This window comes from Neisseria sp. P0009.S007, assembly GCF_051962515.1.
Window position 1 is genome coordinate 5,818 of the sequence record NZ_JBQCVF010000038.1, and the last position, 9,591, is coordinate 15,408.

General features: G+C 48.0%; 7 protein-coding genes, 1 tRNA gene and 1 pseudogene. 4 read left to right on the plus strand and 5 right to left on the minus strand.

Annotated features, from left to right (window positions below; genetic code table 11):
- Together malQ and ACTHS3_RS05435 are read right to left on the minus strand one after the other, a co-directional pair.
- Positions 1-3,446: 4-alpha-glucanotransferase (gene malQ / locus ACTHS3_RS05430; protein ID WP_440367329.1), on the minus strand; the 3,446-nt coding region annotated here is incomplete at its 3' end.
- 217 nt (positions 3,447-3,663) lie between these two features.
- Positions 3,664-4,146, minus strand: a complete 483-nt coding sequence (locus ACTHS3_RS05435; RefSeq protein WP_003683125.1) for an FKBP-type peptidyl-prolyl cis-trans isomerase — start codon at positions 4,144-4,146, stop codon at positions 3,664-3,666.
- A 509-nt stretch (positions 4,147-4,655) separates the two neighbouring features.
- Between ACTHS3_RS05435 and ACTHS3_RS05440 the strand changes: the two genes are divergently transcribed.
- Positions 4,656-4,910, plus strand: coding sequence for a hypothetical protein (locus ACTHS3_RS05440; RefSeq protein WP_070625841.1), 255 nt, complete (start codon positions 4,656-4,658; stop codon positions 4,908-4,910).
- A gap of 95 nt (positions 4,911-5,005) precedes the next feature.
- Positions 5,006-6,379 (plus strand): FAD-binding oxidoreductase, encoded by a 1,374-nt coding sequence (locus ACTHS3_RS05445; protein WP_440367331.1) that lies wholly within the window; start codon positions 5,006-5,008, stop codon positions 6,377-6,379.
- 54 nt (positions 6,380-6,433) lie between these two features.
- Here ACTHS3_RS05445 and ACTHS3_RS05450 read toward each other — a convergent pair whose 3' ends face one another.
- Both ACTHS3_RS05450 and ACTHS3_RS05455 read right to left on the minus strand, forming a co-directional pair.
- Positions 6,434-7,264: a symmetrical bis(5'-nucleosyl)-tetraphosphatase gene (locus tag ACTHS3_RS05450; protein ID WP_004519496.1), complete on the minus strand. Its 831-nt coding sequence runs from the start codon at positions 7,262-7,264 to the stop codon at positions 6,434-6,436.
- Between the two features lie 70 nt (positions 7,265-7,334).
- Complete coding sequence (locus ACTHS3_RS05455) at positions 7,335-7,724, minus strand: RidA family protein (protein WP_003746001.1); 390 nt, start codon at positions 7,722-7,724, stop codon at positions 7,335-7,337.
- A gap of 170 nt (positions 7,725-7,894) precedes the next feature.
- Between ACTHS3_RS05455 and yaaA the strand changes: the two genes are divergently transcribed.
- Together yaaA and ACTHS3_RS05465 are read left to right on the plus strand one after the other, a co-directional pair.
- Positions 7,895-8,674, plus strand: coding sequence for a peroxide stress protein YaaA (yaaA, locus tag ACTHS3_RS05460; RefSeq protein WP_049335610.1), 780 nt, complete (start codon positions 7,895-7,897; stop codon positions 8,672-8,674).
- 79 nt (positions 8,675-8,753) lie between these two features.
- Positions 8,754-8,844 (plus strand) — tRNA-Ser (locus ACTHS3_RS05465).
- Between the two features lie 243 nt (positions 8,845-9,087).
- On the opposite strand, the pseudogene ACTHS3_RS05470 reads toward ACTHS3_RS05465, so the two are convergent.
- Positions 9,088-9,298, minus strand: a pseudogene (locus ACTHS3_RS05470) (IS30 family transposase); the annotation flags it as partial.
- Positions 9,299-9,591 lie beyond the last annotated feature (293 nt).

Here is a 9,591-nt window from a genome sequence, read left to right on the forward strand (position 1 = left end):
ACTTCCTCTTTCAACATGGTGTTGGTATCGCGCAGGAAAGCGATGGCTTCAAGGTTTTCATGGCCGCCGTATTGGTTCGGAATCCACTCGCCATCTTTGCGCGAATAGTTGCGGTAAATCATCGAAGCCACCGCGTCAACGCGGATACCGTCAAAGCCAAAACGTTCTATCCAATACAAAGCATTGCCTTGCAGGAAGTTTTTCACTTCGTTTCTGCCGAAGTTGTAAATCAAAGTGTTCCAGTCTTGATGATAGCCTTCGCGCGGATCGGCGTGTTCATACAGCGCGGTGCCGTCGAATTTGGCAAGCCCGTGGTCATCGGTTGGGAAGTGTCCGACCACCCAGTCGAGGATAACGCTGATACCCTCGTCGTGCGCGGCTTTAATCAGGGCGCGCAATTCTTCCGGAGAACCGAAACGGCTGGTCGGCGCATACAAACCGGTTGCCTGATAGCCCCATGAGCCGTCAAACGGATATTCGGAAACAGGCAGAAATTCAATATGGGTAAAGCCCATGTCTTTGACGTATGCGACCAATTCTTTGGCAAGCTCTTCGTAAGTCAGCCAAAAGTTGTTTTCCGGATTGCGTTTCCACGAACCCAAATGCACTTCATATATGCTGATCGGCGCATCAATGGCGTTGGCACGGGCGCGGAAGGCCGGTTCTTCCACTTCGTCAGGCAAACCACGCACGATAGATGCCGTGGTCGGACGCAGTTCCGCACCGAAGGCATACGGGTCGGCTTTTTCGCGTACATTACCGTTGGCATCGCGGATTTCAAATTTGTATAGGGCATTGAGTTTGACAGCAGGGATGAAGATGTCCCAAATGCCGTTGTCACGGTGGAAACGCATCACATGGCGACGGCCGTCCCAGTTGTTGAACTCGCCGATGACGGAAACGCGTTGCGCATTTGGCGCCCATACGGCAAAGCGTACGCCCTTCACGCCGTCCAACTCGGCAAAATGCGCGCCTAAAGTCTCATAAGGACGCAGGTGTTTACCTTCGGCCAACAGCCAGGAATCCATGTCTTGCAACGCAGAACTGAAATGATAAGGGTCTTCTTCAATCACTGGCTCGGTGTCTTCGGTGTAACGGATACGTAAAGCGTAATCGGGCGCATCATCGGGCAAAACGGCCACAAAGAAACCGCGTTCATCAATTTTTTCAGACGGCACGATGAGTTCGCCGCTGCGGCGGTTCACGATATCCACGCTTACTGCGCCGGGAATCAAAACGCGCACTACTTCATCGCCCTCTGCAAGGCGGTGTCGTCCCAGATAAGCGAACACATCGCTATGGGTGGCAAGAAACAGGCTTTCGACCGTATCGCGCTCGATTTGGTCAAGTTCATGATAAGCCTTGATTTGGCTGTTTGTTTTCATGCGTACCTCGTCAATAATGGCAAGTTGGCCGCCCATGAGGCGGTGTTGTAGGAAATCTTCCAAAGAAACCGGCATTTTTTGCGCCCAGTTCGGATAGCCTTCGGTTACACCCGGGACATTCAGATTGTCGATGACGCCCAGTAGGTTTTCCAGTTGTACGGCGTAAAGCTTGCTGCGGCTCAATGCGCCGTATTTGTGCAAAGCCGCCAGCAAGGTTTCATCGGCTTTTGCCGGCATTTGTACGTCTGCACCCAGACAGCCGGTTTCTTTCAATTTGTCCAGCAAATCGGCTTTATCGTGTTCGCGCTCATCCAAGGCCGTCTGAAAAGCGGCTGCATCAGGCAAAGTACCGAGTTTGAACATCGTATCCAAATCTTTGCCTATCCAATAACCTGCCAAGGGTGCGACATCGTGGGTACTGATGACCGTAATCGCCTGCTCGGGGTATTCGTCAGGTAATTGAAAACCGTTCCAGCCCTTGCTGAAATACATCACTTTGTAGGAGAACACTTGATAGCGGTTGAGCAGATAACGCGCTTGATCGGGTACCGTCCCCAAATCCTCGCCGATAATGACGCAACGGTTGCGCTGGCTTTCCAATGCCAAAATGGCAAAAGTCACTTCGGCATCGTAATGCACATATGCGCCGAAATCTGCTGTTTTATCCTTTAAAACCCACCACAAACGACACAATGCCATCACATGGTCAATCCGCAACACGCCATACAGACGCATATTTTCGCGCAACAGATGGGCAAACTTTTCATAGCCCGTATGCTTCAACATCGACGGATTAAGCGGCGGCAAATCCCAATTCTGCCCTGTCGGCCCTAAAGGATCGGGCGGCGCACCGACCGATACGTCCATACAATAATCTTGGCGGTTTAACCAAGTATCCGCGCTACCTCGCGCCACGCCGACCGCTAAATCGCCGTAAATGCCGAGTTTGACACCGTATTCGGCAGCGGCTTGGTTAACTTCTTGCAATTGCTCCGCGCAAAGCCATTGCAGCCACATATAAAAACGGATTTCCCGCTCATGACTGCGCTCGAATTTTTCTACTGCTTCGCCATCAGGTTGATGAAATTCAGACGGCCATGACTGCCAACCCACTTGTCCAGGACGGCTGTAATACTGGTCCAAAGCCTCAAACAAACCGAAGCCCTGTAAGGCTTTGCCTTTTTCCATCACAAACGATTCAAATGCAGCACGCTCATTTTCCGCGGCTTCACAAGTATCTTGTTCAAATGCATTAAACGCCATTTGCAGCGCATCACGTTTGCATGCCCAAACCGCGGTATAAGTCACCGTTTCCGTGATACGCAAAGCAGCGATGCGCTGACGGATTTTCGGTTGCGCCAGCCAGTTTTTCAGTTGCTCGTTATAAGTAAACGCCCCGACTTTCTCTATATCCAAATAAATCGGATTGAGCCATTCGCGCGAAGAAGGGCTATACGGGCTGGCAAAGGCAGGCTTGCTGGTAAACAAGGCGTGCAAAGGGTTGATACCGACAAAATCCAGCTTTTTCTCTGCAGCATATTTCATCAGGTTCAGCAAATCGGTAAAGTCGCCTATGCCCCAGTTGCGCTCGGAACGCAGGCTGTACAAATGCATGGTCAAACCATTCATCCGTCCGCCATTGGCAAGCAGTTTGGGTTGATAAACCGATTCAGGCGCAACAATCAGGCGTACAAGGCGACATTTGCCGCCGGTCTCGGCCGACAAAGTGTAATAACCGCAAGCCAGTTGGGGCAGCTTAATCCAAAGCGTATCGTTGTCGCCCAGATACAAAGTCAAGGTCTGGCACTCATCCGCCTCATCAATCAATACGACCGCTTCCGCACCATGAAATTCAGACGGCATCTGTAAAGATTCTTCGCCATTTTCATGCGCAACCATCGTATTCAAATAAAGGCCATCTGAATCCGGTTTGCTTTTATCCAAAACAGCAACAATCGATTCCAAAACTTCCGTTTTGGTCACACGATAAGTGCCGTTGATGTCGTGATAACCTAAATCAATACCGGCCTGTACCGCCTGCTGCTCCAATGTTTCACTCATTGTATTCTGCCTGTTTTACCAATATCAGAATCTTAATACAGATTCTGCCGCACCGTGATATGTAATTCATTGTAGTATCAAACAAACCCCATATTTCCCCGCTTGATTTGACCTGAGCCAAAATTTCCTATTTATCTGTCTTGTAAAAACTTAAAGGCCGTCTGAAAAGGAAGGTTTCATTCCTTTTCAGACGGCCTTCATCATGCTTCAAGCCTGATTAGTGGTGGTGATGACCGTGCGGGCCATGTACGTGACCGTGGGCAATTTCTTCCTCAGTCGCATCGCGTACACCTTCAACGGTCGCTTTGAACAATACTTTCATACCGGCCAAAGGATGGTTGCCGTCTACTACGGCTTTACCGTCGGCAACATCGGTTACACGATAAATCAATACATCGCCTGTTTCCGGATCATCGGCTTCAAACATCATGCCGACTTCAACTTCAACAGGAAATACGCTTACATCTTCAATGCGCACCAACTCAGGATCTTGCTCGCCGAAAGCATCATCGGGCGACAAAGCCACTTCGACGGTATCGCCTACATTTTTGCCGTGCAACGCTTCTTCCACCAAAGGGAAAATACCGTCATAACCGCCATGCAAGTAAGCAATCGGCTCTTCGGTTTTGTCCAACAACTGGTTGTTTGCATCGTACATTTCATAATGCAGGGAAACTACGGAATTTTTAACAATAGACATCATGTCGTCCTTAATCAATATTTATAAAGTCAAGTTCAGGCTATTCTATCACAGCTGTAACTAAACAATCGGTTTACCTTAAACAAATACTTTTAGCAAACACAACAAAACCGAAAAAGTCCATATAAAAAACAAAATCGAATGATTCCAATCCATAAAAGTTGCTTTTTCACAACACAAAGTTGCTAAATTACAAAAATTTCCCTAAACGCAAAAACATTCCAAACCCTTAAAACCTATAACAAATAAAAATACACAACTCATTGAATACAATGTATTTTTAAAATCTTCATTAATAATGAATATTTTTAGATGATTTTTCGCGCGCCAATATGATTTACATTATTTTCACTATTTTCGTATTGATTTTAGCCGGCAAACGGTTACGCAACGTTGCATTGACCTATCCCGTGGGGCATAATATTGAAAAATTCAGCAATGAATTTCTACTGTATAGGCCGTCTGACGGCTATTTTTAGTTTAAATCGATTTAAAAAAGGTTCTTAAAAATGAAAAAATCTCTGTTCGCTGCTGCTTTGTTGTCTTTAGCTTTGGCCGCTTGTGGCGGTGCTGATAAAGCTGCTGAAACTGCTGCTTCTGCCGCTTCTGCTGCTTCCGAAGCCGCTGCTTCTGCTACTGAAGCTGCTGCATCTGCTACTGAAGCTACCGCTTCTGCTGCTACTGAAGCTGCTGCTTCTGCTACTGAAGCTGCTGCTTCTGCTACTGAAGCCGCTGCTTCTGCTGCTTCTGAAGCTGCTAAATAATATTCTTTTGAATATAAAAAAAGCAGGATACCATTGCGTATCCTGCTTTTTTACATTCCTTCATCTTCCCTTCCCAATATTTCCGTCTGACTGCCATGCACCTTCACGACCGTTTTGCTGAGTTTCTTTCCGCCTCTGAAATCATCGAAGCCACTCCGGCCTTGTTAAACGACCAACGCCGCCGCTTTGTTTCTTCGCCGGATATTGTCTTACAGCCGAACTCTGTCGAAAACGTGCAAAAAATCATGCGTTTCTGCTTTGAGAACCGTATCCGCGTCACCCCGCAGGGCGGCAATACCGGATTATGCGGCGCAACGGTAACCACCGAGGGAGTACTGCTCAACCTCTCCAAGCTCAACCGCATCCGCGATATCAATCTTGCCGACAACAGCATGACGGTTGAAGCCGGTGTGATTTTACAAAATGCTCAAAAGGCGGCAGCCGAAGCCGGACGACTGTTTCCACTCAGCCTTGCCAGCGAAGGCTCTTGTCAAATCGGCGGCAATATCGCCTGTAATGCCGGTGGTTTGAATGTCTTGCGTTACGGCAGCATGCGTGATTTGGTATTGGGTTTGGAAGTCGTTTTGCCAAACGGCGAACTGGTTTCCCACCTTCAGCCCCTACACAAAAACACAACCGGCTACGACTTGCGCCATCTTTTTATCGGCAGCGAAGGAACATTGGGCATCATTACCGCCGCCACACTCAAACTCTTTGCCCAGCCCAAAACCAAAGCAACCGCATGGGTAGGTTTAGACGATATTGAATCCGCCGTCTCGCTTTTGACTGCGGTGCAAGGCCATTTTGCCGAACGCTTGACCAGCTTCGAGCTGATCAGCCGCTTTGCCCTCGATTTATCTTCGGAATTCAGCCAACTCAAAAAGCCTGCCAATGCGCAATGGCATATTTTGATTGAACTTGCAGATTCCGTTCCCGATGCCGGACTGGATGAAAAACTTGCCGAATTTCTCTATCAAAACGGGTGGGAAAACAGTATCTTGGCGCAATCCGAGCAAGAGCGTTCCGACTTATGGACCTTACGTGAAAATATTTCCGCTTCCCAACGCAAACTCGGTACCAGCATCAAACACGACATCGCCGTCCCTATCGCCCAAGTGGCCGCCTTTGTCCGCCAATGCGCCCCTGCCTTGGAAATCCATTTCCCCGGCATACAAATTGTCTGCTTCGGACATTTAGGCGACGGCAGCCTACATTACAATACATTCCTGCCCAACGTATTGAGCAACGAAGCCTACCAATACGAAGACGCCGTCAATACCATTGTTTATGAAAACATCCTTGCCTGCCACGGTACGATTGCCGCAGAACACGGCGTAGGCATCATCAAAAAACATTGGCTGCCCCGCGTACGTACACAGGCCGAACTTGCTCTGATGCATGCCATCAAAAATCAACTTGACCCTTATGGCATCATGAATCCGGGCAAACTCCTGCCTTCTCTGGATTAAGTAATATAAAAAGGCCGTCTGAAACATTTCAGACGGCCTTTTATCTTATCCAAACTATTTCAATGCCGTTTTCCAATCCAATCCGCCCAACGACGGTACCTGTATCACTTCATTGGTATCCAAATTGACCGCTGTCAGCTCTCCGCCCCACAACGCGCCGGTATCCAAAGCAATGACCTGATCGGTATTAACGTAGCCCAATGACGACCAATGTCCAAACACGGTAATATAATCCAAATTCTGCCTATCAGGCGCTTTAAACCAAGGGCGCAGGTAAAGCGGCATTTTTTTCAAAGTGGATTTATATTCGTAATCCAATTCGCCTTTGTACGTCAGCGCACGCATACGGGTAAAGACGTTGATAATCATGCGTAGACGCTCATAGCCTGTCAAATCATCTGTCCACTCGGTCGGCTTGTTGCCGTACATTTTGCCAAAAAATTTCCTGTACTTTTTACCTTGCAATTCATCCTCAGCTTCACGGGCAAGGCTTTCGGCCTTATCAACCGACCATTGAGGCAAAATACCGGCATGCACCATCACATGCCTGTCGCCGCGCACCAAAAGCGGTTGATGACGCAGCCAGTCCAATAGGGATTGACTCTCGGGATGGGTCAAAATCGGCTCAACCGTATCGCTGCGCTTGAGCGTTCCTTCACCGCAACCGACGGCCAAAAGATGTAAATCATGATTGCCCAAAACCATTTGCACGCTGCTGTCATGCTCTTTGGCAAATTTCAGGGTTTCCAATGACTTTGGGCCGCGATTGACAATATCGCCGACCAGCCAAAGGGTGTCCGTACCATGATTAAAGCCGATTTTGGCAAGCAACAAAGTCAGCTCGTCAAAACAGCCTTGAATGTCTCCGATTGCGTAATGTGCCATTATTATTGTTTTCCGTTGTTATTCTTTTCAGACGGCCTCAAGCCCAGCCCAGGCCGTCTGAAAACATCAATTATGCATTTAAAACCAATACTGCCTCTGCTTCAACCTGAACGCCTTTAGGCAGGCTGGCCACGCCAACCGCCGCACGTGCAGGGAAAGGTTGTTCGATAAATTCAGCCATCACTTCATTGAACACGGCAAAGTTAGCCAAATCAGTCAAATAAGCATTGAGTTTGACGATATCATTTAAAGAACCGCCGGCTGCTTCGGCTACGGCTTGCAGGTTTTTAAATACTTGCACGGCTTCTGCCCGGAAGTCGCCATTGCCGACCACAGTCATCGTAGCCGGATCCAAAGGAATCTGACCGCTCATATAAACCGTATCGCCTGCGCGGACTGCTTGGCTGTATGCGCCAATCGCGGCAGGGGCTTTGTCGGTATGAATAATGGTTTTAGACATGATATTCTCCTCAAGTAGAAATGTCAGAAACAGGGGGAAGCTTCGAATTTTACTTTCAACAGAAATACGTTTCAATAAAAGCATTCAATTAATGCGTTTAGCCCGTCTTGTTCTTCCTCGATTTTAAACCTACAATCCCACACATTATTCATTTCAAAGCCGAAATTATTATGTTTTTTGTCTTATCCCCAGCCAAAAACCTCAACGAAAAAGACCCCTCCCCCGTCAGCAGCTTTACCCAGCCCGACCTTCTACCCGAAGCGGAAATCCTGATGCAGGAGTTGCGTCAGCTTGCCCCCCAACAAATCGCCGAGCTGATGCATGTTTCCGACAAAATCGCCCTGCTCAACGCCGAACGCAATGCCGCATGGCACACGCCGTTTACGCCTGAAAACGCCAAACAAGCCGTATTTATGTTCAACGGCGACGTCTATGAAGGCATTGCCGCCGATACGCTCAAACCGAAACAAATCGACTACCTGCAACAACACGTCCGTCTGCTCTCCGGCCTATACGGCGTACTGCGCCCGCTCGACTTGATGCAGCCCTACCGCTTGGAAATGGGCACAGCCTTTACCAACACGCGCGGCAAAAACCTCTACGAATTTTGGGGCGATAAAATCACCGACCTGCTCAACCAAACGCTGAAGCAGGCAGGCAGCGACGTTTTAATCAACCTCGCCTCACAAGAATATTTCAAATCCGTCAACACCAAAAAACTCAACGCACGCCTGATTACGCCGATTTTTAAAGACGAGAAAAACGGTAAATACAAAATCATCAGCTTCTACGCCAAGCGTGCGCGCGGTTTGATGGTGCGCTACGCGGCAGAACACGGCATTACCGAGCCTGAAATGCTCAAAAACTTCGACTACGAAGGCTATTCATTCAATGAAGCAGCTTCAAACGAAGCCGAATGGGTATTCATGCGTAAAGAACAATCTAAATAAAAACAGAATCCTAGATATTTTTTCTAAAATACCTCTTGGCAAAGGCCGTAAGTTCCATTAGTATTACGGCTTCAAGAACGGAAGCGTGGCAGAGCGGTTTAATGCAACGGTCTTGAAAACCGTCGAGGGTTGATAGCCCTCCGTGAGTTCGAATCTCACCGCTTCCGCCATTCTTGATATTTTTTATCCAGTAAAAATGAAATGCGAGACTTGATGATTCAAGTCTTTTTTTATTTTCAAATCCAAAGAATACCCAAGGGCCGTCTGAAACTTTCTATAACGCAGTTTCAGACGGCCTAAAACCTTTAAAACTCCCCCAAATCCCTAAAGTCCTACCCAGACATTTAGGAATTTGAGGGATTTTTGCCAAGGTCTCCGCTTTTCTAATCTTTGCCGTCAATGGTATCTGCCTACCCATCACCAATGCGGAATTTTTGCTCAACCATGTGGGGCTTTTCCTATGCCGACGCGATCGTGCATTTTGCCTCAGAGCCGTGTGCTGCCGTATCATTTGCGGTAGGGTTTGCTGCATATTCTGAGCTGTTGCCAAAGAGTACTGCCGTTGCTTTTATCTTGGAGAAGGTCGCGGTAAACGGCATTATGATGGGGTGTCATTCGATGATGGTGTGGTGGTAGGACAGGTCTTGAATGTGATATCGTTCTTCTTGGGTCAGTTGAGTGTCGCTCAGGGTAATCTTTCTTATAGGAAAGGCTGTATGCTGCTACATACCGAACTTTTCCGTTATGGAAAGTTTGCCCTTCAAATCCGAATCTGCTGGCCTCTATTTATCATTATTTAATCGCTACAAGGATATTTAAATGAAACGGGAAACCATTGCCCTGCATGCAGGCTATCAATCCGAACCAACTACCAAATCCGCTGCTGTCCCCATTTACCAAACCACTTCCTACACTTT